Annotated in this window: 25 protein-coding genes and 1 tRNA gene; 19 read left to right on the top strand and 7 right to left on the bottom strand. The window is 70.3% G+C overall.

Annotated elements, in window-relative coordinates; translation table 11 throughout:
* Positions 1-18: 18 nt before the first annotated feature.
* A complete protein-coding gene (locus HF577_RS05660) occupies positions 19-882 on the top strand; it encodes an alpha/beta fold hydrolase (protein ID WP_169394656.1) in 864 nt (287 codons plus the stop codon).
* A gap of 35 nt (positions 883-917) precedes the next feature.
* Here HF577_RS05660 and HF577_RS05655 read toward each other — a convergent pair whose 3' ends face one another.
* Together HF577_RS05655 and HF577_RS05650 are read right to left on the bottom strand one after the other, a co-directional pair.
* The gene (locus HF577_RS05655; RefSeq protein ID WP_169394655.1) at positions 918-1,394 is read right to left on the bottom strand and encodes an acyltransferase; all 477 of its coding nucleotides are present in this window, start codon (positions 1,392-1,394) and stop codon (positions 918-920) included.
* 95 nt (positions 1,395-1,489) lie between these two features.
* Positions 1,490-2,275, bottom strand: a complete 786-nt coding sequence (locus HF577_RS05650) for an SDR family NAD(P)-dependent oxidoreductase (protein WP_169394654.1) — start codon at positions 2,273-2,275, stop codon at positions 1,490-1,492.
* Between the two features lie 322 nt (positions 2,276-2,597).
* Between HF577_RS05650 and HF577_RS05645 the strand changes: the two genes are divergently transcribed.
* From HF577_RS05645 to HF577_RS05630, 4 genes are all read left to right on the top strand, one after another.
* Complete coding sequence (locus HF577_RS05645; RefSeq protein ID WP_211173833.1) at positions 2,598-3,902, top strand: FAD-dependent oxidoreductase; 1,305 nt, start codon at positions 2,598-2,600, stop codon at positions 3,900-3,902.
* 173 nt (positions 3,903-4,075) lie between these two features.
* Positions 4,076-4,351: a GlsB/YeaQ/YmgE family stress response membrane protein gene (locus HF577_RS05640; RefSeq protein WP_169394652.1), complete on the top strand. Its 276-nt coding sequence runs from the start codon at positions 4,076-4,078 to the stop codon at positions 4,349-4,351.
* A gap of 102 nt (positions 4,352-4,453) precedes the next feature.
* Positions 4,454-5,569, top strand: a complete 1,116-nt coding sequence (locus HF577_RS05635; RefSeq protein WP_169394651.1) for a bifunctional nuclease domain-containing protein — start codon at positions 4,454-4,456, stop codon at positions 5,567-5,569.
* 69 nt (positions 5,570-5,638) lie between these two features.
* Positions 5,639-6,598 carry a threo-3-hydroxy-L-aspartate ammonia-lyase gene (locus HF577_RS05630; protein WP_169394650.1) on the top strand — a complete coding sequence of 320 codons (960 nt, stop codon included), beginning with the start codon at positions 5,639-5,641 and terminating at the stop codon, positions 6,596-6,598.
* A gap of 13 nt (positions 6,599-6,611) precedes the next feature.
* On the opposite strand, the gene HF577_RS05625 is transcribed toward HF577_RS05630, so the two are convergent.
* Together HF577_RS05625 and HF577_RS05620 are read right to left on the bottom strand one after the other, a co-directional pair.
* Positions 6,612-7,889, bottom strand: a complete 1,278-nt coding sequence (locus tag HF577_RS05625; protein ID WP_169394649.1) for a cytochrome P450 — start codon at positions 7,887-7,889, stop codon at positions 6,612-6,614.
* Between the two features lie 72 nt (positions 7,890-7,961).
* A complete protein-coding gene (locus HF577_RS05620; RefSeq protein WP_169394648.1) occupies positions 7,962-8,831 on the bottom strand; it encodes an alpha/beta fold hydrolase in 870 nt (289 codons plus the stop codon).
* A 65-nt stretch (positions 8,832-8,896) separates the two neighbouring features.
* On the opposite strand from HF577_RS05620, the gene HF577_RS05615 reads away from it, so the two are divergent.
* Positions 8,897-9,490 (top strand): phosphoribosyltransferase family protein, encoded by a 594-nt coding sequence (locus tag HF577_RS05615; RefSeq protein ID WP_169394647.1) that lies wholly within the window; start codon positions 8,897-8,899, stop codon positions 9,488-9,490.
* Between the two features lie 27 nt (positions 9,491-9,517).
* Here HF577_RS05615 and HF577_RS05610 read toward each other — a convergent pair whose 3' ends face one another.
* Positions 9,518-10,603, bottom strand: coding sequence for an alanine racemase (locus HF577_RS05610; protein ID WP_169394646.1), 1,086 nt, complete (start codon positions 10,601-10,603; stop codon positions 9,518-9,520).
* A 190-nt stretch (positions 10,604-10,793) separates the two neighbouring features.
* On the opposite strand from HF577_RS05610, the gene HF577_RS05605 reads away from it, so the two are divergent.
* The 4 genes from HF577_RS05605 to HF577_RS05590 are packed head-to-tail and all read left to right on the top strand — an operon-like array spanning position 10,794 to position 13,847.
* Complete coding sequence (locus HF577_RS05605) at positions 10,794-11,621, top strand: methyltransferase domain-containing protein (RefSeq protein ID WP_169394645.1); 828 nt, start codon at positions 10,794-10,796, stop codon at positions 11,619-11,621.
* Positions 11,618-12,184 carry a GNAT family N-acetyltransferase gene (locus tag HF577_RS05600; protein ID WP_246265851.1) on the top strand — a complete coding sequence of 189 codons (567 nt, stop codon included), beginning with the start codon at positions 11,618-11,620 and terminating at the stop codon, positions 12,182-12,184. Before HF577_RS05605 ends, HF577_RS05600 begins: the two co-directional genes overlap by 4 nt.
* A 55-nt stretch (positions 12,185-12,239) precedes the next feature.
* Complete coding sequence (locus HF577_RS05595) at positions 12,240-12,857, top strand: DUF459 domain-containing protein (RefSeq protein ID WP_169394644.1); 618 nt, start codon at positions 12,240-12,242, stop codon at positions 12,855-12,857.
* Between the two features lie 9 nt (positions 12,858-12,866).
* A complete protein-coding gene (locus tag HF577_RS05590; protein WP_169394643.1) occupies positions 12,867-13,847 on the top strand; it encodes a prenyltransferase/squalene oxidase repeat-containing protein in 981 nt (326 codons plus the stop codon).
* 35 nt (positions 13,848-13,882) lie between these two features.
* On the opposite strand, the gene HF577_RS05585 is transcribed toward HF577_RS05590, so the two are convergent.
* Positions 13,883-14,356: a phosphoribosyltransferase family protein gene (locus HF577_RS05585; RefSeq protein WP_312858960.1), complete on the bottom strand. Its 474-nt coding sequence runs from the start codon at positions 14,354-14,356 to the stop codon at positions 13,883-13,885.
* A gap of 189 nt (positions 14,357-14,545) precedes the next feature.
* Between HF577_RS05585 and HF577_RS05580 the strand changes: the two genes are divergently transcribed.
* The 9 genes from HF577_RS05580 (at position 14,546) to HF577_RS05540 (ending at position 21,464) form a co-directional block, all read left to right on the top strand.
* On the top strand, positions 14,546-14,992 hold the full coding sequence (locus HF577_RS05580) for a RidA family protein (protein WP_169394641.1): 447 nt from the start codon (positions 14,546-14,548) through the stop codon (positions 14,990-14,992).
* On the top strand, positions 14,989-15,615 hold the full coding sequence (locus HF577_RS05575; protein WP_169394640.1) for a class I SAM-dependent methyltransferase: 627 nt from the start codon (positions 14,989-14,991) through the stop codon (positions 15,613-15,615). Before HF577_RS05580 ends, HF577_RS05575 begins: the two co-directional genes overlap by 4 nt.
* A gap of 59 nt (positions 15,616-15,674) precedes the next feature.
* Positions 15,675-16,403: a class I SAM-dependent methyltransferase gene (locus HF577_RS05570; protein WP_312858959.1), complete on the top strand. Its 729-nt coding sequence runs from the start codon at positions 15,675-15,677 to the stop codon at positions 16,401-16,403.
* A 451-nt stretch (positions 16,404-16,854) separates the two neighbouring features.
* Positions 16,855-17,568 carry a GAF and ANTAR domain-containing protein gene (locus HF577_RS05565; RefSeq protein ID WP_169394639.1) on the top strand — a complete coding sequence of 238 codons (714 nt, stop codon included), beginning with the start codon at positions 16,855-16,857 and terminating at the stop codon, positions 17,566-17,568.
* Positions 17,569-17,602: 34 nt separating this feature from the next.
* Positions 17,603-18,376: a GAF and ANTAR domain-containing protein gene (locus HF577_RS05560; RefSeq protein ID WP_169394638.1), complete on the top strand. Its 774-nt coding sequence runs from the start codon at positions 17,603-17,605 to the stop codon at positions 18,374-18,376.
* 1 nt (position 18,377) lies between these two features.
* On the top strand, positions 18,378-18,929 hold the full coding sequence (locus HF577_RS05555) for an STAS domain-containing protein (protein ID WP_211173831.1): 552 nt from the start codon (positions 18,378-18,380) through the stop codon (positions 18,927-18,929).
* A 97-nt stretch (positions 18,930-19,026) separates the two neighbouring features.
* On the top strand, positions 19,027-19,299 hold the full coding sequence (locus HF577_RS05550) for a hypothetical protein (protein WP_169394636.1): 273 nt from the start codon (positions 19,027-19,029) through the stop codon (positions 19,297-19,299).
* Between the two features lie 277 nt (positions 19,300-19,576).
* Complete coding sequence (locus HF577_RS05545; RefSeq protein WP_169394635.1) at positions 19,577-20,491, top strand: GNAT family N-acetyltransferase; 915 nt, start codon at positions 19,577-19,579, stop codon at positions 20,489-20,491.
* 217 nt (positions 20,492-20,708) lie between these two features.
* Complete coding sequence (locus HF577_RS05540; protein ID WP_407692187.1) at positions 20,709-21,464, top strand: class I SAM-dependent methyltransferase; 756 nt, start codon at positions 20,709-20,711, stop codon at positions 21,462-21,464.
* Between the two features lie 173 nt (positions 21,465-21,637).
* On the opposite strand, the gene HF577_RS05535 is transcribed toward HF577_RS05540, so the two are convergent.
* Positions 21,638-21,725, bottom strand: a tRNA-Ser gene (locus HF577_RS05535).
* Positions 21,726-21,829: the final 104 nt, after the last annotated feature.

The following is a 21,829-nucleotide window of genomic DNA, read 5'->3' as shown; positions in this document are numbered from 1 at the left end:
GGAGCGATACCGTGCGCGGTGCTCGACGAGGGACTCCTCCACACGGCGGACGGCGTGTCGCTGTTCGTTCGCAGCCATGGCGATCCGGACGCCCCCGTCCTGCTGGTGATCCACGGTGGCCCTGGATGGGACCACTCCTATCTGCTGCCGGCGCTCGACGATCTGATCGACCTACGCCGTGTCGTCCTGTTCGATCTGCGCGGGTGCGGTCGTAGCAGCCGGGACCTCCCCGCCGACGAGTACCAGCCCGACCTCTGTGTCGAGGATGCTGCTCGGCTCGTGCCCGAACTCGGCGCCGACCGGGTGGACGTGCTCGGCTTCTCCTACGGCGGACAGCTCGCCATGATGCTTGCCGAACGTCACCCGCATCTCGTGGACCGGCTGATACTCGCATCGACCACGGCTTATCCGGATATCGAGGACGACCTCGCTCAGAACGCCGAGTATCTGCGACGGGTCGCGGCCGTCGACACCGAGATCGCGGCGATCTTCGCGGATCAGTCCACCGACCAGGCCGAGAAGACCCGGCTCATGGCGATGGCCACCGCGCCGATGAACCTGTGGGACCTCGGGTTGCTGGACCCGTGGCGGGCCGTGCTGCGGCGGGTTCGGTTTTCCGGCGAATGGAATCCGGGATGGCTTGCGGGCAGGTTGCGATCACCCCGGCCCGCCGATCCGGAAACGGTGCTGCGCGAACTCCGTCGTCCCACGTTGATCCTGCACGGTGCGCACGATCTGGGCTTCCCCGTGCAGGTAGCTCATCGGCTGCATGCCGCAGTGCCGCACAGCGAACTGTCTCTGGTGCCGGACGCCGGGCATGCTGCGCACTTCGAACGGCAGGCCGACTGGGTCGGCCGGATACGGTCCTTTCTGGCCGGCTGACACCGGCGAAGGGCGGTACCTCCCCGCAGCACCGGTCACTCGGCTCCGGGCGGGGCCAATGACCGGATGAACCTCGCCGGGTTGCCCGCCACCACCGCATACGGTGGAACGTCCTTCAGCACCACCGATCCACCACCGACGACCGCGTGCGCACCGATCGTCACCGGCCCCGCGACCAGCACGTTGGTCGCCAGCCAGACACCTTCGGCGATCTCGATGTCGTACCCGCTGCGGGGGATGGCCTGCTGCCGCTCGATGCCGAACTTGTCGACCTCGTGGACGCCGGCCAGCACACAGACGTTGTGGCCGAAGAACACGTACGCCCCGACGGTGATGTGGCCACCGCCGGTGTTGAAGATCGCGTTGTTGACGACCGCGGTGGGGTGGATCCGTAGCCGGGCGGGGTCGCTGTGGACGCGGTAGCGGTAGAGCGCATCGAGGCGTTCCTCCTCGATGCGCTCCGCCACCAACCGGTCCACCGTCGGCTTCAGCACCCGCTCCAGCAGTCTCATCGGTGGTGGGGTACCCGCGTTTCCGCTGATCACGCGCGTGTCGCGGCCGAACGTGGGGAGCCGGCAGCCAGACCGCAGCCGAGGGACCACCACGGTCACTGAGCGGTCCAGCCTCCGTCCATGACCATGACGGCGCCGGTGATGAAGGCGGCGTCGTCTCCGGCGAGGTAGGCCACGAGGGACGCCGATTCGTCCGGGGTGGCGAACCGGCCGATGGGGTGCACGGCGCGCATCGCCTGCTCGAACTGGGGTGTCGCCGCCATGATGTCCTTGACCCCCGGGCTGAGCACCGTGCCCAGCGCGATCGCATTGACCCGCACGTTCTGCGGCGCGAGCTCCAGTGCCGCGGCCCGCGTCAGCCCGTGCACACCGTGCTTGGCCGCCACGTACGAGCTGATCATGGTGCCGGAGCCGACGTTGCCCACCACGGACCCGTTGTTGATGATCACGCCGCCACCGCGGCGCAGCAGCGCCGGGATCTCGTTGCGCATCGAGTAGAAGACGGTGTTGAGGACGCCCTCGATGTCCGCTCGCCACGACTCCGGCGTGCGGTCCGCGACCGGCCCGAACGCGCCGCCGGCTCCCGCGTTGTTGAAGGCGATGTCCAGCCCACCGAAATGCTCCTCGGTGATGCGGACGGCAACCGCGATGTCCTCGTCGGACAGCACGTCGGTCCGTACGGCAAGCGCCTCACCGCCCGCGGTCGCGATCTCCGCGGCGACACGGTCCAACTCATCCTTGCGTCGAGCCGCGAGCACGACGCGCGCGCCCTGTGTGGCGAGCGCCTTCGCCGCAGCTTCACCGATACCGGAACTCGCACCTGTGACCAGTGCAACCTTTCCACTCAGACGTCCGGATGACAGACCGACAACTTCACTCATAAGCGGGAGAGTAGATCAGTCGACGACAATCAGAGAGCGAGCACCGGAGACGCCGTCCGGACCCGGATTCACGTTCTTCACAATTCGTACAGTCGGCCCCGAAAGGTCGCGGCAGAGGCGTCACTGCGCCGGCCGACCGTATAGTTGTGAACGCACCCCTTCCGACTATGCGTATGCCCGGGAATGACCTCGACGGCGAGCGACCGAAATTCACCCGCCCACTGTCAATCAATCCCGCGGTCCATGCAGAGCACTCTTCCGAAGGAGCCCGATGCATCCGATTTCGCCACGTCGCGGACACGCCGTCGTCATCGGCGCATCGATGGGAGGACTGCTCGCGGCCCGGGCGCTCAGCGAGAGTTTCGAGCGCGTGACGGTGCTCGACCGGGACGAGCTTCCGACCGAGCCGAGCCCGCGGCGCGGCGTGCCGCAGGGTCGCCATCCGCACGCTCTGCTCGCCCGGGGCCGGGAGGTGCTCGACGAGTTCTTCCCCGGTCTGAGCGACGAACTGCTCGCGGCCGGCGTGCCCCTCATCGATGTGCGGTCCGATTTCCACTGGTACGCCGACGGTCGCCTGCTGTGCCCCGGGCCGTCGGGACTGTTCGCCCTGGGAGTGAGCCGTCCCCTGCTGGAGTTCGCCGTCGGCTCCCGGGTCGCGGCCCTGCCCCGGGTGTCGATCGTCGATCGCTGCGAGGTGACCGGCCTGACGAGTTCCCCTGATCGGCGCCGGATCACCGGAGTGCGCATGCGGAACCGCTCCGCGGACGCGGTGGAATTCGTGCTGGACGCCGATCTGGTGGTGGACGCCGCAGGCCGTGGCACGCGCAGCCCGGTGTGGCTCGACGAGCTCGGGTACGCGAGAGCACCGGAGGATCGGGTACGCATCGACGTCACCTACCTCTCCCGGCTCTACCGCCGTGAACCCCACCATCTCGGCGGCCGTCTCGGCTCGACGTTCGCCCCCTACCCGGGCCAACTGCGCAGTGGGCTCGTGCTGGGACAGGAGGGCGAGCGCTTCATGGTCAACATCAGCGCGTGGGGTGGCGATGCGGTCCTGCCCACGGATGACGCGGGCATGGCCGAGTTCGCCGAGCACCTGGCCGCCCCCGACATCGCCGAGATCATCCGTTCGGCACCCCCGCTGAGCGAGCCGGTGCTGTCGCGTTATCCGGCGAGTGTCCGTCGTCGTTACGAGCAGCTCGACCGCTTCCCGGAGGCCTATCTCGTCACCGCCGACGCCCTCTGCAGCTTCAACCCCTCCTACGGGCAGGGCATGACGGTCGCCGCACTGGAAGCGCAGTTGCTGGGCCGCCTGCTCCATGAGGGCGGCGATGAACTGTGGCTCCGCTTCTTCACCGCGTCGGCAACGCTGCTCGACAACCCGTGGGACATCGTCGTCGGCGGCGACCTGCGGTTCCCGTACGTCGAGGGCGAGCGGACCGCGGAGATGCTCGAGATGGGCGAGTACCTGGAGCGGTACCGGGAGGCGGCAGAGGACGACGCCGTCCTCGCCACGGCACTGCTGCGTGTGATCAACATGCTCGACGGCCCGGAGCGGCTGGGGGCCCCCGAGCTCCAGGAGCGGGTGCTCCGCGGCGCCGGGCCGGCTCGGGCCGCCGTGGGGTGACGCGCAGCCGCGGCAGCGGGACAGCGGCGTTCCGGCATCCGGTCGTATGCGATGGACCGCCCGGACCAAAGATCGACGACGTTGCCTCGATCACGCTTGATCCCGTGACCGACCGGGAACTCAGCCACAACGGGTCGTCAAGAGCGACCCCTGGGGCGTAACTGGAGGGAACCGTGACCGTCACGGGCATCATCACTGCCATCGTCGTGGGGCTCATCATCGGCGCATTGGGCCGCCTGGTCGTGCCGGGCAAGCAGCCGATCCCGATCTGGCTGACGATCGTCATCGGTATCGTCGCCGCCTTCATCGGCTCGTTCATCGCCGGCGCCTTGGGCCTGGCCACGGGAGGCGGGTTCCACATCGGTGAGCTGATCCTCCAGGTCGTCGTCGCGGCCCTCGGGGTCTTCCTGGTCACCGGCATGTACAGCCGCAGGTCCGTGCGTCACTGAGCTCAGAACACCGGCCGAACGCCGGGTCCGCCTTCGGAAGGCGGGCCCGGCGTTCGTCGTTGAGTGGCTAACCCCGGATGCGGTGGCCACCACTATGAGGACGTGTGGAGGGCGAGCACAGCCGACGATGACGCAGCGCTGGTACACGCCGCGCGCCACGGCGACCGGTCCGCGTTCGCCGTACTGGTCGACCGGCATCTCGACCTCGTCCAATCGCTGTGCGTCCGCTGGCTCGCCGACCCCACGGGGGCCGAGGACGTGGTCCAGGACGCGGTCCTCGCCGCCATGACGAGCCTGGACAAGCTCAACCGCCCCGCCAGCTTCGGGCCCTGGCTGGCCGGGATCGCCCTGAACACCGCACGCAACCTGGCCCGGCAGCAGTCACGGAGCCCGATCTCGCTCGAGGTGCTGCTCGGCGGCCAGTGGATCGCCGAACCACGGGACGCCGGCCCGGGACCGGACACCGTTGTCGAGAACCGCCTGCTGGCCCGGCGGCTCACCGAGGTCGTCGTGTCGCTGCCGGTCGGGCAGGCCGCGGCGATCACCGCGTTCTACCTGCAAGGACTGAGCATCGCCGAGACCGCGGAGCATCTCGGCGTCTCGGTGACGGCCGTGAAGAACCGGCTGTACAAGGCGAGGGAGAGCCTGCGACGCAGCATGCCCGACCTCGCCGTCCGCCCCACGATGGAGGAGCCCGCCATGGAAACCGAGTCCGCCGACCCGATTCCGATGCAGGTCACGGCCGTGCGCCGCGTGGACAGGGAGGGCGATGTCGTGCACATCGTCGTCCTGTCCGACGCCGAGGGCGGTCACACGCTGCCGATCTGGGTCGGGGCGGCCGAGGCCACGTCGCTCGCACTCGCACTCGACGGAGCCGAGTTGCCGCGACCGAGTACGTACCAGCTGACGGTCGCCCTGCTGGCCGCCGCAGGCGGCCGTATCGAAGCCGTCGAGATCGTCGGCCTCACCGCCGGGGTGTTCTACGCGCGCCTCGCGCTGGCGGACGGTTCGACGGTCGATGCGCGCCCGAGCGACGCGCTGAACATCGCGGTGCTCGTGGACGCACCCGTCCGCGTCCATCCCGAGGTCGTCACGGCTGCGAACGGCAGTTCCCGGCGCCCGGCGCCCGGGCCCAGTGACCATCCGGCGATCGCGGCCGAGGCCTTGGCGGCGCTGGCGTCCCTCGTGCGCACGGAGCACCGCGGATCCGGCACGTAGCCCGGGCCGGGCAGGACGGTGTCGGTGTCGTCGACCACGATGCGAAGGACACACCGAGACGGGAGCACGATGCCGACACCGCCCACCTACGCCGACGTGCAGGCCGCCGCCGAGCGGATCCGGGGCCAGGCCCACCGCACCCCCGTGCTGACATCGAGACGGGTGGACGGCGAGGTCGGCGCGTCGGTGTTCTTCAAGTGCGAGAACTTCCAGCGGATGGGCGCGTTCAAGTTCCGCGGCGCGTTCAACGCCCTGTCGCGCTTCGACGAGGCACAGCGGCGGGCGGGCGTGATCACCTACTCCTCGGGGAACCACGCGCAGGCCGTCGCGCTCTCCGCGCGCATCCTCGGGATGCCCGCCACGATCGTGATGCCGCACGACGCCCCGGCGAGCAAGGTGGCCGCCACACGCGGGTACGGCGCGTCGATCGTCGTCTACGACAGATACACCGAGGACCGCGAGGAGCTCGGCCGCGCCCTCGCGGCCGAGCACGGCATGACGCTCGTGCCGCCCTACGACCACCCCGACGTGATCGCGGGGCAGGGCACCGCCACGAAGGAGCTGATCGAGGAGGTGGGCGAGCTCGACGCCCTGTTCGTCTGCCTCGGCGGCGGTGGGCTGCTCTCGGGTGCGGCACTGGCCACCCGCGCGCTCTCGCCGTCCTGCCGGATCTACGGCGTGGAACCGGAGGCGGGCGACGACGGGCTGCAGTCGCTGCGCACCGGGTCGCTCGTGCACATCGCCACACCCGACACCATCGCCGACGGCGCACAGACCCAGCACCTCGGCGAGCTGCCCTTCGCGATCATCCGCCGGGATGTGGACGACATCTTCACCGCCTCCGACGACGAGCTGGTGGCGGCGATGAGGGTGTTCGCCGCCACGCTCAAGATCGTGGTGGAGCCCACCGGCTGTCTGGCCTTCGCCGCCGTGCGCAGGCTCGCCGGCGAGCTGTCCGGGCAGCGGGTCGGCGTGATCGTGAGCGGCGGGAACATCGACCTCCCCCGCTACGCCTCCCTCCTGGCGTGATCCGCCGGCCGACTCAGTGGAGCGTGACGGGGAGCGCGTCGACCCCGAAGACGAACGACAGTTTGCGGAAGGAGAGGTCGCCGGGGTCCTTGGCGAGCGTGATGTCGGGGAACCGGCGGAGGAGGGCCGGGTAGGCCGCGCGCAGCTCCATGCGGGCGAGCTCGGCACCGATGCAGCGGTGGAGGCCGTAGCCGAAGGCGAGGTGCGGCCGAGCGTCGCGGGTGGGGTCGAACCGGTCGAGCCCGTGCCCGTCGCGGTTGGCCCCGCTCAGCGAGCAGAGCACGATGTCGCCCTTGGCGATGGTGCGACCACCGATCTGGATCTCCTCCTTCGCGAATCTCGGGAACGCGACCTGCACCACGGTGAGGTAGCGCAGCAGCTCGTCGACGAACGGCTCGATCGCGCTGTCGTCGTCGCGGACGGCGATGCGGCTCTCCTGCTGCTGCAGCAGCACGATGGTGCCCAGCGCGAGCATGCTCGCGGTGGTCTCGAGCCCGCCGGTGAGCAGGCCGTCGGCGAGCCCGGCCAGCTCGTGGTCGCTGATGTCGTCGCCGTGCTCCCGCACGAGCATGCCGAGCAGCCCGTCGCCGGGAGCGACCCGCTGCTTCTCCACGATGCCGAGCAGGTACTCCATCGACTCGGAGATGGCGCCGATCGTGCCGGTGACCCCGCCGAGCAGGTCGAAACGCGTGGTGCTGAGCCGCTGGAAGTCGGCGCGGTCGGAGTAGGGGACGCCGAGGAGCTCGCAGATGGTGAGCGACGGGATGGGGAGCGCGAAGGACTGCAGGATGTCGACGACCCCGTCCGACTCCGCGATCCCGGCCATCTCGTCGAGCTGACCGGCCACGATCGCCTCGATACGCGGGCCGAGTCTGCGTAGCCGGTGGCCGGTGAACTCGGGAGTGAGCATCCGCCGGAGGCGGGTGTGCGCCGGTGGGTCGGTGAAGCCGAGACCGCCCGGGTTCTGGTCGGCCGTGATGCCCACCGTGCCGACGAGGTTGGTGAAGTCGTTGCTGAAGGCGCTCCCCGCCCCGAGCACCGCTTTGCTCTCCTCGTAGCCCGTGACCAGCCAGGCGCGCAGGCCGAACGGCAGCTTGAGCTGGCTGACCGGCTCGTCCTCCCGCAGGGCTCCCAGTGCCTCCACCGGGTCGAGCCCGATGCGTTGGAGCGGCACCAGCGCCGAGCCGGGGAGCATCGACAGCAGTGCGTCGGGCGACCCGCCGCCCGCCCGTCTGCGTCCCAAGCGCCGGCGAGCCAGAAGGCCTATGATCCGTCCGCGAACGCCACCCATGATCCCGACTCTAGGCAAGTACCCGGACATCCGGTCTCCCGCATGCGTCCGAAACGCCACAGATGCACAGCCTCAGGCTCGGAGGAAGGCGAGAATCGCGGCGGCGAGCTCGTCCGGCGCCTCCTCGGCCATGTGGTGTCCGGAGTCGATCCGACCGCCGCCGCGTAGGTCGGTGGACCACTCGCGCCACACCGCCAGCGGGTCGCCGTGGAGGTCCTCCAGGTCGTCGCGGCTCGACCACAGGACGAGAAGCGGGCAGGTCACACGGCGTCCGGCCGCCCGGTCGGCCTCCTCGTGGGCACGGTCGATCCCCAGCCCGGCGCGGTAGTCCTCCAGCATCGCCCGCACGGTGGCCGGGTCGTGGATCGCGCGGTGGAACTCCGCGTACGCCTCCTGCCCCATGCTCGCCGGGTCGCCGCCGTACCAGGCGTCGGGGTCGGCGAGGATCGCGCGCTCGGGCTTGTCGGGCTGCGCGAAGAAGAACCAGTGCCACCACGCCGATGCGAAACGCGCGTCGCACCGGGCGAGGTGCTCGGTGATCGGGATGCAGTCCAGCACCGTGAGCCGGTCGACCACCGCCGGGTGGTCCAGGGCCAGGCGCAGGGCCACGTAGCTGCCCCGGTCGTGGCCCGCCACCGCGAACGTCTCGTGGCCGAGCTGAGCCATGAGGCGGGCCATGTCGTGCGCCATCGCCCGCTTCGAGTACGGCGCGTGGTCATGCGTGGTCTCCGGCGTGGACGACCGGCCGTAGCCGCGCAGGTCCGGCACCACGACCGTGTGGCCACCCTCACGCAGCCGCGCTGCCACCCGGTGCCACGTCGCCCCCGTGCGGGGGTGCCCGTGCAGGAGCAGGACCGGCGATCCCGCACCCCCGTACCGGACGTGCAGTGCGGCCTCGCCGACGTCGACGGTCCGGGTCGTGAACCCCTCGAAGAAACGCACTTGCTCCACCTCTCGGTCGGAAGCAGCATCGCCACGATGATCGCCCGTCCGACGGATATGACCTCATGAGCACACCCCACGACCAGAACGACGCCGTCATGCGGCTCATGGCCGCGCGGACGGGGCACTTCCTCCTGGAGTCCGGCCACCACGGCGAGGTCTGGCTCGAGCTTGACGGCCTGTTCTGGTCGGACGCGATCAACGCGCCCGCCGAGCGCCTCGCGGACCGGATCCGGCCGCACGCGGTGGACGTCGTGTGCGGGCCGCTCGTGGGCGGAGCCCTGCTCGCCCAGCTCGTGGCCGCCCGGCTCGGCGTCGCCTTCTGCTACACCGAACGCACCTCGACGGGCACCGGGCTCTACTCGGCGACCTACCGGCTGCCCGCCGCCCTGCGCTCACGGCTCCCGGGGAGACGTGTCGCCGTCGTCGACGACGTCGTGAACGCGGGCTCGGCCGTGCGCGCCACCCTCGCCGATCTCACGGCCGCCGGTGCGGAGGTGGTCGCGCTCGGCGCGCTACTGGCGCTGGGAACGACCCCGGCCACCATCGCCGCAGGCGCAGGCCTGCCCCTCGATGTCCTCGTGGCCCGGCCCAACGAGATCTGGGAGCCGGACCGGTGCCCGCCATGCGCCGACGGCGAACCGCTGCACCGGCCGTGACACCTGGCCGGCGCCGTGCGGGCCGGGTCAGGTGTTGGCGTTCCGGGCGGCCACCGGCCAGCGGTCGACCGGGATGCCCTGAGCGAGTACGACCAGCTCGTCCGCCAGGTTGACGGCGGAACACACGTGGTTGGGAGCCACCCGCACGACATCGCCCCGCTGCAGCACGCCACCGTCCTCGGGGAGGACGACGGTGGCGTGATGTTCGGAGAGCGCGACGATCCGGGCGCCGGGGTGGTCGGGGAGCCGGCCGCCGCCGGTGGCCCAGGCCGGCTGGTCGGCGCCCAGCACCTTGCTGCCCGCGTCGAGCACGACCCGGCGCCCGGCACCGCTCACCACGGTGCTGACCGCCGTGAGCGCGATGTCGGACCAGCTGCAGCTGCCCAGCTCGGCCTGCTGCGCGTCGTTGAAGACGTACACGCCGGGCCGGATCTCGGTCAGCGCGACACCGTCGGCGATGGCCGCCGACGGTGTCGAACCGCCGCTGACGACCTCCACGTCGAGACCGGCCTTCCGCAGCGTCGCGGCCGCCCCGGCCAGCGCTGCGGCCTCGTCGGCGGCCGCCTGCTCCCGGCGACCGGGGCCGTAGCTGTGGCCGGGGAAGGTGAACACCCCCGACACCCGCAGCCCCGCGCGGGCCGCGGCGGTGGCGACCTCAGCGGCCCGGCCGGGCTGCACCCCGCTCCGGTGGTGACCGCTGTCGATCTCGACGACGGCCTCCACGTCCGTGCCCGCCACGGCTCGGGCGAGGACCTGCGCGGCCTCGGCGGAGTCGACGCCCACCCGGAGCGACGCCTGTTCGGCCACGGCCCTCAACCGGGCAGCACGCGCGCCCGCAGCCCAGATCGGATAGGCGATGAACAGGTCGGCGAAGCCGGACGCGGCGAAGATCTCGGCCTCGCCCACCGTGGCGACGGTCAGGCCCGCGGCGCCGTGGCCGACCTGGCGGCGGGCGATCTCCGGGCACTTGTGCGTCTTCACGTGCGGGCGCAGCGCGAGCCCCCGCGTCTGCGCCACGCCGGCCATCCTCGTGAGGTTGCGGTCCAGGGCGTCGACGTCGACGGCAAGGAAGGGGGTGTCGAGGCCGTCGCCGATCAGGCCGGTCGCAGTCATGCCGTCGATTGTGACCTTCCGACGGCATGACCCGCCGCGCCGCCCGGACAGAGCCCGATGACCTGGGTCGTCCTCGACGGCTTACCGGAATATCCGGCCGAAAAGGTGGCGATACACCTCATTTCTCTCGGACAACGGTTTCCGGCACCGTAGGATCTGCTCACCCGCACCTGTTCAGAGGAAGCCCGAGATGAGCGCAGCAGCACGCGAATCTTTACCCGCGTCCTTTTCGGACATCGACCGCAGCTCCGAGGAGCTGAAGGGACATGTCATCGAGTACCTCAGCGGCACGGCGAGCAACCCCGAGATCAGACGGATGCGCGCCACCGCCTTTCAACTGTTCGCGGCGACGGAGGGGGAACGGCTGCTCGATGCGGGGTGCGGGCTTGGCGAGGTCGCGCGGCACCTCGGTTCGGTGGTGGGTCCCCGAGGGTCGGTGGTCGCCCTCGACCACTCGGCCGACGTCATCTCCGCGGCTCACGCCCGGCACGACGGCGGCCCGGTCACCTACGTCGTGGGCGACGTCACCGCCCTCGACTTCCCGGACGACCACTTCGACGGCGTCCGCTCCGAGCGGGTTCTCCAGCACCTGGCTGATCCCGCGGCGGCGATCGCGGAACTGGTGCGGGTGACCCGCCCGGGCGGACGGGTCTGCGTGATCGACACGGACTGGCCGTCCTTGACGCACGACGGCTTCGCGCATCTCGACGATCCGTCCGTCCGGTCGTCGAGCCTGCTCGGGTCCACCGCCGGTCGTATTGCACGATCGCTCATGGTGAAGGCCGGCTTGCGCGGTGTGACGGCTTCTCCCGTGACCGTCTGCTTCACCTCGCCCAGCGACGCGGCCACCGTCCTCCCGTTCTTCGACCCGCAGCAGGCGAAAGCGGTTGACTTCATTCCGGATCCTCTGCTGAAGTCGTTCTTCGACTCGGTGGATCGAGCCGCCGAACGCGGGGACTTCCTGGTCGCATTCACGATGTGGGTATCGCTGGGCCGAAAAGGAGAAGAAGGCGGATGACCGGAGTTCGGAGGCCGACCACAACCGGGCTGGAGATCGAGGCGCTCCCCGCCGCCGCAGCCGACGACACGGGCACCGTGTCGACGCTGACCGACCTGGTCAACGCGGTCTACGCGGTCGCGGAGGACGGGCTGTGGATCGACGGCACCACCCGCACCACGGTCGAGGAGCTCGCCGGCCTCATCCGTGCCGGAGAGATCGTCGTGGCGCGCTCGGGCGGACAGACCCTGGGGTGCGTCCGGGTCCAGCGCCTCGACAGCGACGTGTACGAGTTCGGCATGCTCGCGGCCGACCCCGCACACCGCGGCGTCGGCGTGGGCCGGGAGCTCGTGCGGTTCGCCGAGCAGGCCGGGCGGGACGCCGACTGTTCCGTCATGCAGCTCGAACTGCTGGTGCCCCAGGACTGGACGCATCCGTCGAAGCAGTTCCTGGCGGGGTGGTACGGCCGCATCGGCTACAAGGTGGTGGGCACCGGGGAGATCGAGGAGTCCTATCCCCACCTGGCACCCCTGCTCGCCACCCCCTGCGACTACAAGATCTTCCACAAGGACCTCACGACGTAGGCCGGCTCACACCTCCCGGGTTGGTCCGATCCCGGTCCGGGGCCAGAGTAGAGGGATGATCACCGACCGCCGCGTGTTCTTCGTCGGGGACTCGTTCGTCGCCGGTGTCGGTGACCCGGACCATCGGGGCTGGGTCGGCCGATTGGCGGCACGCTCGCACCAGGCGGGCGTCCCGCTCACCACCTACAACCTGGGTGTCCGGCGGGACACGAGCGAGGACGTCTGCCGGCGCTGGCCCTCAGAGGTGGCCGCGCGCCGGGCGCCGAGCTGTGACGAGCGGTTGGTCGTGTCGTTCGGCGTGAACGACACGACCGTCGAGGACGGCACACAGCGGGTACGCACGGCGCGCAGCGTCGCGAACCTGCGGGCAGTCGTCGACGGCGCTGCAGCGGCCCGGCTCCCGCTGCTGGTCGTCGGCCCGCCACCGGTGGACGATCCGGAGCAGAACCAAAGGATCGAGACCCTCAGCGAGCTGTTCCGCGCCGTCTGCGGGGAGGCCTCGGTGCCGTATGTGGAGACGTTCGAGTTGCTGGCGGCGGAGCCGCGGTGGATGAGCGAGGTCCGACGGGGCGACGGGGCGCACCCCGGGGCGGGGGGTTACACGCTGCTCGCGGATCTGGTGCTCCCCCAGTGGCAGACGTGGATCGCGGCACTCATGGGGCAGTCGCACTAGGGTCGCTCCATGGTCACCGAGGCCCTGATCGCGTGGCTCCGCGACTCCGATCCGGCATTGTGCTGGCAGGTCGAGCGCGATCTCGGGGGCCAACCGCCCGACGTCTGGGAAGCGACGCGGGCGAAGATCGCGACCACCGGCTTCGGCGCGCGCCTCCTCGCGCTCCAGGACCCGGACGGGCAATGGGCGGGCGGCGCGTACTTCCCCGCGGACTTCGACTTCGAGAATCCTGACGCGGCAGACGACGGCGGGCAGCCCTGGACGGCGACGACGTGGACGCTCGCCTCGTTGCGGGAATGGGGTCTCGACTCCGCGGTGCTGCGCGAGCGCCGCACGGCCGAGCTTCTCGCCGAGAACAGCCGGTGGGAGTACGACAACCTGCCGTACTGGGGTGGCGAGGTCGACTGCTGCATCAACGGCGTGACACTCGCGAACGGTGTGTGGCTCGGCGCCGACATCAGCGGCATCGTCGACTGGTTCCTCGAGCATCGACTGCCTGACGGCGGCTGGAACTGCGAGTGGGTCGAGGGCTCCACGCGATCGTCGTTCCACTCGACGCTGAACTCTCTGAAAGGGCTGCTCGCCTACGACGTCGCCACCGGAGGCACGGACGCCACGCGCGCTGCCCGGCGCGCAGGCGAGGAGTACCTCCTGCAGCGCGGGCTCTTCCGTCGTCTCTCCACGGGCGAACCGGTGGCCCCGTGGGTGGGGCGCTTCGCCTACCCGTACCGCTGGTTCTACAACGTGCTCAACGCAGGCGAGTACTTCCGCGAGGCGGCACTGCTCGACGGCACGCCGCCGGACCCGCGCATGGCTGACGCGATCGAGCTCATCCGTGCCGCCAGGCAGCCGGACGGCACGTGGCTCCAGGCCCGCAGGCACCCCGGGCGGGTGTGGTTCGAGGTCGACGTGCCGGCGGGCGAGCCGTCGAAGTGGCTGACCCTGTCCGGGACGCGGGTGCTGGCCTGGTGGGACTCCCACGCCCCCTAGCCGCCCGCGACGCGTTCCGGGCGGGGTGTACTGCGTCAGTCACCCGGGGAGTCGCCCAACTCGTCGGCGGTCACGATCGAAGTCACGCGCCCCAGACTTGCGCGGACGCCCGCGTCGAGCTGGTCGACGATGATCGACGTTCCCAGGAAGACTGCACCGCAGGCCCCCACGAGCTGGGCTGCCGCCCTGGCCTGGCTCCCTCGCTCGGCCCAGTCATCGACGAGCAGGACCCGATCAGCGGCGTCGACAGCACGCTGCATCCGCAGAACGGGCCGATACCCGCGGTAGTCGACATCCGAGCGCGCGGTCACCTTCGATCCCGGAAGGAGACCGTGGTCCTTTCGGATCGCGACGAAGCCGACGCCCAGCGCCACCGAGCACGCTCCGCCGAGCAGGAAGCCGCGCGACTCGATGCCGACGACGTGCGTAACACCGGAGTCCCGCCAGGGATCAGCGAGACCGTCGACCACAGATCGCAGACCCTCCGCATCGACGAAGATGCGCCACACGTCAGCGTGGCCTCTCTCCCAACGGAAATGACGGAGGACGGCAGAGCGAGCGGCCGCAGTCACCGTGCGACGGTAGCGGCACGTCAAAGGCTGCCCCGCCGAATATGAAGCGCGTTGCCATATCGCCTCCAACCTGCGGTGGGGAGAGTCGTCAGTCCATGTCGAGAAGATCGGCTAGCGTGGGAATCGATGACCAAGGCCGTGACCCTGATCCGCTCGAAGTCCCTTTCCAACGTCGCCGAGTACGCCTACGCCGCGACCGCACCGGCTGACGCTCGGCTGATCTTTCTCGCCGGGGCGTGCCCGCTGAACGCGGACGGCACCACCGCCGCTGTCGGCGACTACGCCGGGCAGGCCGCCAAAGCCGTCGAGAACATGCGCACAGCACTCGCCGAGGCCGGTGCCACGATCGGGGACGTGATCAGCACCCGGGTTCTCGTCGCTTCCTCCCGCCAGGCCGACCTCGTCGCCACGTGGGAGGTCGTACGGGACGCCTTCGGCGACCACGATGTCCCGAGCACGCTCATGGGCGTCACGGTGCTGGGCTACGACGACCAGCTGGTCGAGGTCGAGGCGATCGCGGCAGTCCGCGATCAGGGAAGGTCCGCGAAGCCGGGAACCGAGGTGACGTCGTGACCGCGTCGTTCGATCGGGGCTTCTGGGAGGAGCGCTGGTCGCAAGCCCTCCGCGAGCACGGGGACGCCGTCGCGAAGCGGCCGCCGAACACCCATCTGACCGAGGTGGCCGGGAACCTGCGTCCCGGTGTCGCCCTCGACGCGGGCTGCGGTCACGGGTCCGACACGCTCTGGCTCGCCGCGCGCGGATGGCAGGTCACCGCGGTCGACTTCTCCGCGACCGCCCTGGCCCATGCCCGGTCGACGGCCGAGGCCATCGGCACGGACGTCGCCGGACGCATCGACTGGGTCGAGGGCGATCTCGCGACCTGGACCCCGCAGTCCGGACACTACGACCTCGTCACCTGCCTGTACGTCCACGTGGCGGGGTCGGTGGAGGAGATGGTGGACCGGATGGCGGCGGGGGTCGCGCCCGGCGGCACCCTGCTCCTCGTCGGTCACCGCCCGATCGACCCGGCGACCGGAGCCGCCACCCCTGCGGCCGGTCAGGTGCAGGTCTCTGTCGACGAGGCGGTCGCTGCGCTCGACCCGGCCCGCTGGGAGTTCGTCGTCGCCGAGGACCGCCGGCGCGCTGTGGCAGGCACCGGTGTCGACGCCGTCATCTGCGCGCGACGCCTCTCCTGAGGACGCTGCCGCCCGTTACTCGCTTGTCCTCCCGCAGCCGCTGCCCGGAGTCTCACGGGGTGCCGGATGCGATCTTCGAAGACCAGCGCCTCGTCTCCATCTACGACGCCCTCGACGCCGACCGCCGGGACCTCGACGTGTACGCCGTGATGATCGACGAGTTCAGGCCAAAGGCTGTGATCGACCTGGGCTGCGGAACCGGGCTGCTGGCTCGCCGGCTGGCCCGGTCGGGGATCGCCGTGACGGGCGTCGACCCTGCTGCCGGGTCGCTGGAGTACGCCCGGGCCCAGCCCGGTGCACATCGGGTGCGCTGGATCCTCGGTGACGCATCGGTGCTCCCGACCGCAGCCGCCGATCTCGTGCTGATGACCGGAAACGCTGCTCAGGCCATCATCGAGCCGGCCGACTGGGACGAGATGCTGCGTCGCACGTTCGCGGCGCTGCGTCCTGGCGGCCGCTTCGTGTTCGAGACTCGCGATCCTGGCCGCCGGGCCTGGGAGAACTGGACCAGAGCGGAGTCGTGGCGCCGGGTTCAGATCGATGGGGTCGGGTCGGTGGAGACCTGGGTGGAGCTGACCGGCGTGGACCTGCCGTTGGTCAGCTTCCGTCACACGTGGGTGTTCGAGTCCGACGGTGCCGTCCTCACCTCGGACAGCACGTTGCGCTTCCGGGACCGCGCAGAGATCGAGCATGACCTTGAGCGCCACGGATACGCGGTCGACGAGGTGCGTGACGCGCCCGACCGGCCGGGGTTGGAGTTCGTGTTCGTCGCGCTCCGAGCAGACTGACGGGGCGCTCCCCGGGGGGGTGCCCGCTGAACGCGGGCGGCACCACCGCCGCTGTCGGCGACTACGCCGCCCTGCGAGCCGGCTGTTCAGGCTCCTCGAACGAGTACGAGAGGTACCAACACGTCGTGACCGCCCGTGCGGCGCGATGTAGCCACGCAGCTCCGCGGCTTCTGTGGACGCCATCGAGCGATCAGGGCGGTGACGAGCGGACGGGACGCGTCCACAGAGCTGGTCCGCGCCGGCGCCGGTAACGTGGACCCGGACCGTCGGTGCCGATCAGGACCCCGCCGTGCCCGGCTACAGCTGTCGCGGGGCTACCTACTGACGAGACGGCGCCCGCAGATGACCCCACCCGCACGGCACCTACAACGACCGCCTCGACGCCGCACGCCCCGGTCTTCCGGACGCAGGAATCCTCGATGTAGCCGGGCTCGGTGGGGCGGTGTCCGGCGTGGCTGAGCTGGGCCCGGTGACCCGCGCGCTGCTGGGCTTCGGGCGGGACGGAACCGACGAGCGTGGGCTGGCCGGGCTGATCTGCTCCGCGTGTGTGCAGAGCCTCGACGTCGACGGGGCGGCGATCTCGCTCCTCACAGCGAGCGTGTCCCGGGAGACGCTGTGGGCGACCGACGCGACCGCGGAGCTGCTGGAGGACCTGCAGTTCACCCTGTACGAGGGCGCCTGCATGGAGGCGGCCACCACCGGCCGCCCGGTCCTGGTGCCCGATCTGCACCACGCCACCGAGACCTCGCGCTGGCCGATCTTCGCCGCCGCGGTGGCCGAACAGACCGACGTCTGCGCGCTGTTCGCGTTGCCGCTGCAATGGGGTCCGGTGAACCTCGGGGTGCTCGACCTGTACCGGGTCACGCCGGGGGGGCTCAGCGATGTCCAGTGGCACGACGCGCTCGCCTCGGCGGACACGGCAGCGTTGATGATGCTCGGGCAACGCACCGACCCGGCCGGACCGGATGGCTGGCTCGATCAAGCATTGGGTCACCGCGCCGAGATCCACCAGGCCACCGGCATGGTGGTGGCTCAGCTCCGGATCAAACCCACCGACGCTCTCGCCCGGCTACGCGCCCACGCGTTCGCCGGTCAGCGGCTGCTCATCGACGTCGCCCACGACGTGGTCGAACGGCGGCTGGTGTTCACCCCGCACATGACCTGACCGATGCCGCTACCCCAAGAAGAAGGGGGCTGTCGTGAGCCAGCCTGAGCGTGAACAGCAGATCAGCGTGGCGTTCGTCGCGCTCGCCGACACCCTGGTCGATGACTACGACATCATCGACCTCCTCAACCAGCTCGTCGAGCACAGCGTCGAGCTCCTCGCCGCCGACGCCGCCGGGATCCTGCTCGGGGACGCCCGCCGCGAGCTGCGCGCCGTGGCGTCGAGCAGCGAGGACGCCGAAACCATGGAACTGCTGGCCCTGCAAGCCGACCAGGGCCCGTGCCTGGACTGCTACGCCACCGGCGACCCGGTCAGCGTGCCCGACATCACCGACGTGGCCGGGCGGTGGCCGACCTTCACCGCCTTCGTCGCCCGGGCCGGGGCGTTCCGGTCGGTGCACGCCCTGCCGCTGCGGCTGCGCGGGCAGGCCATCGGTGCGCTGAGCCTGTTCCACCGCACACCCGGACCGCTGCCGCCCGCGGACCTGGCGCTGGGCCAGGCACTGGCCGACGTGGCCACCATCGGCATCCTGTCCGAGCGGGTGATCCGCCGCGGCGAGGTCGTCAACGAACAACTCCAGTCCGCCCTGACCAGCCGGGTGATCATCGAGCAGGCCAAGGGCGTGATCGCACACCAGCTGGGCCTGAGCATGGACGCTGCGTTCGACCGGCTCCGCCGCCACGCCCGCAGCAACAACCTTCGACTGAGCGAAGTCGCCCGCCAGGTCGCGAACCTGCAACTCGACCCGGGCCAGATCACTGCGCCGAACCCGGCCAGCACCGCCAGACGGAGTCAACACGAAGATTGACATGTCCTACCAGGGACGTAGCCTTACCCGTGTTGCCCCAGCCCCCGGCGACAGCTTCGTCTGTCAGCCCAAAAGGGGGCGCGTCGTGTCGGCCAGCAGCATCCGTTCCAACCCCACCGTGAACCACACGGACGATCGTTCCCGCGCGGTGCAGGCCTATCCAGGCGATCCCGCCGGGACATGCCGGTGCGACATCGAGACCGAGACCGGGCCGGCCGGGCCGATCGTGGTGCTGCGTGTGTTCGGGGAGATCGACATGCTCACCCGGCCCCTGGTGCGGACCGCGCTGAGCACCGCTACCGACCAGGCACACGGCGACCTGGTGCTTGATCTGGCCGGGGTGAGCTTCTGCTGCGTGCGCGGGTTCGAACTGCTCGTCGACCTCGCAGACACCGCCCGAGCGGCCGGCATCCACTTCGCGCTGTCGGGCCTGAGCGCCCATCTCGACCGGGTCATCACGATGCTCTGGCCCGACGAACCTGCCGTCCGCTACCGCAGCGTCGCCGCCGCGGTGACCGCCATCCGCATCGACCAGACCTACCGACTCAACTGACCGGCCTGGTCCTGCTCGACTACATCTCCAAGGACCACGTCCCCGACCGCCGCACCCGGCTCGCGATCTCAGGACATGCGCAGTCGCGACCCTGGCCATGGGCATGCTCGACCACAGATCAAACCCGGTTCAACCGGTGGACGTCGGAAGCACGCGACCAGACAGCGACGCGGCGAAAGGGCTCGGCGCCACTCTGCTCAGCTGGACGCTAGCCGAACGTGCCGTCATTCTGGGTCTGCGACGGAGCGGCATCCGTTGGCCCAACGCCCTAGCCGGCATCACGCTCGCCATCGGCCGTCCGCTGGGCTACCTCGCCGTCCTCGAACAGCACGTCACAGCCCTCATCAACATCGTTCTGAGCGACAGTTGAGCGGCTCCGATGGATCTACAGTGGGCTGTCAACCTGACCTTGGCCTGCGGCGATCTGCATTCATACCCTCCGCGTACGTGCATAGTCCGCGCGAGCTGCTCTTGCCTACCAACGCTGCGTGCTGGTGGTGATCTCCTCCGATCTCCGAGCCCTGCCGGGTGCGGGCGGAGCCCGTCGCTGTTCTTCGCGATCGACACTCGCCCGGATGATCTCTAGCCTGATGAGGTACCGCACCGGTGGCGGCTTCCCTGCACTCGTGGTGAATAGGAGAGCCGTGGTGTCCATTGGAGAGGTAAGACCGTTCCGTCGCGCCGACCGCGACCAGCTGACCGCGCTGGTGAACGCGCACGTCCAGGCGGTCATCCCTGGGATGTCGGTCTCAGTGAATGCTGTGCTGAGCCAGCTGGAATGCGATCCGGGGGAGTTCATCGTCGACCCATGGGTGAGCGAGCGTGTCACCCTCGTCGTGGAGCAACGAGGACGCGTGTCTGCTGCGACCCACCTGGTCCGGTACGGCACGGGGACGGATGTGGGCCCGGCCTTGCGTGGGACCGGTGAGATCCGTTGGTTGATCTACTGGCCGGATGCTCCGGTCTGGCCTGACTCCTCGGCTGCTGGCGCGGCGGTGGCTCATGCCGCTGTTGCTGTCCTGCGTCGATGGCAGGTAGCCAAGATCGCCGCTGACGGAACGCTGCCGGCGCCCGGCGTCTACGGCCTGCCTGAGCAGTGGCCGCATGTCCGTGAGGTCCTTGAACGGATCGGGTTCGTGCGAGGGGACCGGACGGAGGTCGTCCTGCTGGCCGACGTCGCGTCTCTCCCCCGCTCCTCGGGGCACACCGTGGGCCTCGACCTGGTGCGCACGTTGGGTGTGTCCGGTACGCGGTTCACGGCTCGGCGGGACGGGGTTGAGGTCGGGTTCATCGAGGTCAACACCGGGATCAGCGGTGCTGGTCGCGTGTCGAGCCATGAAGGCTGGGCCGATGTCGGGAACCTGCACGTCGATGAGGCGCATCGTCGCCGCGGTGTCGGTACGTGCCTGGTCGCTCGGGCCGCTGACTGGCTCCGTCTGGCCCGGGTCGATCGGCTGCTCGACTACGCGGCGCCGCAGGAAGTGGCGCGGTTGGCGTTCCTTGAACGGCTGGGGTTCAGCCGTCTGACTGAGACGGCCCGGGAGTGGCAGCTCGACATCTGATCCGGGTCAAGGCTCCCCTTCGGTGGTAGGGCCGGGTAGACGGACCACCGGCCGCCCCGGGCCGGAGGTAGAGGGGTGGACGGTGGGCCAGCGCGGCTGAAAGGCTCCGCGGCACGTCGAAGCGGCTTGCTGTGGAAGCCATCGACGGGGCACCACCGCGGAACGATCCGGATCCGTCACGAGAAGTGGCCGGGCGCGGGCTGCCACGATCAGCCGCGTGACTACGGATTCACAAGATCATGCACGTATCGCTGAGCCGGCCGGTGGAGGCGCTTACGACCCCATCGCCGAGGGGTACGCGGCCGAGAACGAGGTCAGCCTCCTGAACGCCCACTACGAGCGGCCCGCGGTCCTGGAGCTCGCCGGCGACGTGACCGGGCGACGGATCCTCGACGCCGGGTGCGGCGCGGGACCCCTGTCCGCCGCACTGCGCGACCGCGGTGCCATCGTCACCGGCATCGACGCGAGCGTGGGCATGCTGGAGGTGGCTCGGCGGCGACTCGGCCCCGACGCCGACCTGCGGGTCGCCGACCTGGCCGAGCCGCTGCCCTTCGCCGACGCCGCGTTCGACGACGTCGTCGCGTCCCTGGTGCTGCACTACCTGCGTGACTGGGGACCGACCCTGGCCGAGCTGCACCGCGTGCTGGTCCCCGGCGGGCGGCTCATCGCCACGGTCGAACACCCGTTCGCCCTCGCTCTCATCAGGCGCCTGGCAGGGGAGAAGGCGAACTACTTCGGGGTCACCGAGCGCACCGAGGAGTGGACGATGGGCGGGGGCAGCACCCGGCTGACCTTCTGGGACCGGCCGCTGCACGCGATGACCGACGCCTTCACCGCGGCCGGCTTCCGGATCGAGGTCATCAGCGAGCCGCCGGCCGTGCCCGGGGCCCCGGAGATGTTCCCGGAGGACTTCGCCACGCTGTCCGACACCCGCTTCCTGGGCTTCCTGTTCTTCGTCCTCAAGGCCGACTGATTGCGCTGGTCTTGGTGAGCTCGTGGGCGTCGGCGCACTGCTGAGCACTCCGCTCGCGCCTCCACCAGATGCTCTCGCGCCCAGCAGCGGGGTCGCGGCTGCAACCAGAACTGCAACAGACGACGAACGCCGGGCGCTCCCTCAACGGAAGGCCCGGCGTTTGCCCTGTTCAGTGGCGGTAGCGGTGGGATTTGAACCCACGGAGGCTTGCACCTCACACGCTTTCGAGGCGTGCTCCTTCGGCCGCTCGGACACGCTACCGCCGATGAGCTTACAAGGTCCCGTCCGCGCGCTCCGCACGGTCCTCACAGACCGCGGGGACCCTGCGAGGACCAGGGCGAGCGCGCGGAGCGGCGGCGGCCGTT

This window comes from Pseudonocardia xinjiangensis (assembly GCF_012911925.1).
In the GTDB taxonomy this organism is placed as follows: domain Bacteria; phylum Actinomycetota; class Actinomycetes; order Mycobacteriales; family Pseudonocardiaceae; genus Pseudonocardia; species Pseudonocardia xinjiangensis.
Note: the sequence above shows the minus strand (reverse complement) of the source record. Positions and strands in the feature narration are given on the sequence as shown.

What these genes read in the sequence shown, in the direction of transcription:
- HF577_RS05615 (WP_169394647.1), top strand. Translation starts at nt 8,897, where the DNA reads ATGAGCACACCCCACGACCAGAACGACGCCGTCATGCGGCTCATGGCC.
- HF577_RS05625 (WP_169394649.1), bottom strand. Translation starts at nt 7,889, where the DNA reads ATGGGTGGCGTTCGCGGACGGATCATAGGCCTTCTGGCTCGCCGGCGC.
- HF577_RS05605 (WP_169394645.1), top strand. Translation starts at nt 10,794, where the DNA reads ATGAGCGCAGCAGCACGCGAATCTTTACCCGCGTCCTTTTCGGACATC.
- HF577_RS05595 (WP_169394644.1), top strand. Translation starts at nt 12,240, where the DNA reads ATGATCACCGACCGCCGCGTGTTCTTCGTCGGGGACTCGTTCGTCGCC.
- HF577_RS05630 (WP_169394650.1), top strand. Translation starts at nt 5,639, where the DNA reads ATGCCGACACCGCCCACCTACGCCGACGTGCAGGCCGCCGCCGAGCGG.
- HF577_RS05650 (WP_169394654.1), bottom strand. Translation starts at nt 2,275, where the DNA reads ATGAGTGAAGTTGTCGGTCTGTCATCCGGACGTCTGAGTGGAAAGGTT.
- HF577_RS05555 (WP_211173831.1), top strand. Translation starts at nt 18,378, where the DNA reads ATGTCCTACCAGGGACGTAGCCTTACCCGTGTTGCCCCAGCCCCCGGC.
- HF577_RS05655 (WP_169394655.1), bottom strand. Translation starts at nt 1,394, where the DNA reads ATGAGACTGCTGGAGCGGGTGCTGAAGCCGACGGTGGACCGGTTGGTG.
- HF577_RS05590 (WP_169394643.1), top strand. Translation starts at nt 12,867, where the DNA reads ATGGTCACCGAGGCCCTGATCGCGTGGCTCCGCGACTCCGATCCGGCA.
- HF577_RS05550 (WP_169394636.1), top strand. Translation starts at nt 19,027, where the DNA reads ATGGGCATGCTCGACCACAGATCAAACCCGGTTCAACCGGTGGACGTC.
- HF577_RS05580 (WP_169394641.1), top strand. Translation starts at nt 14,546, where the DNA reads ATGACCAAGGCCGTGACCCTGATCCGCTCGAAGTCCCTTTCCAACGTC.
- HF577_RS05600 (WP_246265851.1), top strand. Translation starts at nt 11,618, where the DNA reads ATGACCGGAGTTCGGAGGCCGACCACAACCGGGCTGGAGATCGAGGCG.
- HF577_RS05645 (WP_211173833.1), top strand. Translation starts at nt 2,598, where the DNA reads ATGGGAGGACTGCTCGCGGCCCGGGCGCTCAGCGAGAGTTTCGAGCGC.
- HF577_RS05610 (WP_169394646.1), bottom strand. Translation starts at nt 10,603, where the DNA reads ATGACTGCGACCGGCCTGATCGGCGACGGCCTCGACACCCCCTTCCTT.